Origin of the sequence: Sphingomonas sp. (assembly GCF_003248515.1) — a bacterium.
In the GTDB taxonomy this organism is placed as follows: domain Bacteria; phylum Pseudomonadota; class Alphaproteobacteria; order Sphingomonadales; family Sphingomonadaceae; genus Sphingomonas_I.
The window spans coordinates 1-1,505 of the sequence record NZ_QFOB01000036.1 but is presented as its reverse complement, the minus strand read 5'-3'; the positions used below and the strand labels follow the sequence as shown (position 1 = coordinate 1,505).

Sequence of the window (1,505 nt, the reverse complement as noted above, 5' to 3'; positions counted from 1 at the left end):
TGCGTGGCCAGCAGCCGGCGGATCAGATCGCTGTCCAGCGGCTTGGCGAAGCGCAGGTCCGCCACCGTCGTCGAAAGCCCCTGCGCCTCCAGCCTGTCCGCCGCCGCCAGCGCATCCGCCAGCCGCGTGCCCAGCGACAGGATCGCCACCGCCTTGCCCTCGCGCACGATCCGCCCCTTGCCGATCGCCAGACGCTGCGGCGCCTCCGGCAGCGCCACGCCCGTGCCCGCCCCGCGCGGATAGCGGAACGCGATCGGCCCCGTATCGTGCAGCGCCGCCGTGTGCGTCATGTGCACCAGCTCCGCCTCGTCCGCCGGCGCCATCACCACGAAATTGGGCAGGCTCGCCAGATAGGTCACATCGAAGCTGCCCGCATGCGTCGCCCCGTCCGCGCCCACCAGCCCCGCCCGGTCGATCGCGAAGCGCACCGGCAGGTTCTGGATCGCCACGTCATGCACCACCTGATCGTAGGCGCGCTGCAGGAACGTCGAATAGATGGCGCAGAACGGCCGCATCCCCTGCGCGGCAAGGCCCGCTGCGAACGTCACCGCATGCTGCTCGGCAATGCCCACGTCGAACGCGCGCTCCGGGAACGCCTTGGCGAACCGGTCCACCCCCGTGCCCGAAGGCATCGCCGCCGTGATCGCGCAGATCGTCGCGTCGCGCTTCGCCTCCCCGATCAGCGCGTCCCCGAACACGTTCTGATATTGCGGCGGCCCCGCCGGCGCCTTGTCCTGCCTGCCCGAGACGATGTCGAACTTCTGCACGCCATGATATTTGTCGGCCGCGGCCTCGGCCGGCGCATAGCCCTTGCCCTTCTTGGTCACGACATGGACCAGGCACGGCCCCTCGGCCGCATCGCGCACATTTTCCAGGATCGGGATCAGATGATCCAGATTGTGGCCGTCCACCGGACCCACATAATAAAAGCCCAGTTCCTCGAAGAGCGTGCCGCCCATCGTGATGCCGCGCGCAAACTCGTCCGTCTTCTTCAGCCCCTCGGCCAGCGGGCGCGGCAGCTTCCTCGCCACCCTTTTGGCCAGGTCACGCAGCGTCAGGAAGCGGCGCCCCGACACGATCCGCGCCAGATAGGCCGACAGCCCCCCCACAGGCGGCGCGATCGACATGTCGTTGTCGTTCAGGATCACGACCAGACGGTTGCCCGCCTCGCCCGCATTGTTCATCGCCTCATAGGCCATGCCCGCCGACATCGCCCCGTCGCCGATCACCGCGATCGCCTTGCCCGGCGCTCCCGAAAGCTTGTTCGCCACCGCAAAGCCCAGCGCCGCCGAAATCGAGGTCGAGCTGTGCGCCGCGCCGAACGGATCATATTCGCTCTCGGCACGCTTCGTGAAACCCGAAAGCCCCCCGCCCTGCCGCAGCGTCCGGATCCGATCCCGCCGGCCCGTCAGTATCTTGTGCGGATACGCCTGGTGACCAACATCCCAGATCAAACGATCCCGCGGCGTCTCAAACACATAGTGCAGCGCTACCGTCAGCTCCAC

Annotated in this window: 1 protein-coding gene; it reads right to left on the bottom strand. The window is 68.2% G+C overall.

The annotated features are described in order from the left end of the window. Nucleotides 1-1,505: 1-deoxy-D-xylulose-5-phosphate synthase (dxs, locus tag DI605_RS21450; protein WP_293977828.1), on the bottom strand; the 1,505-nt coding region annotated here is incomplete at both ends.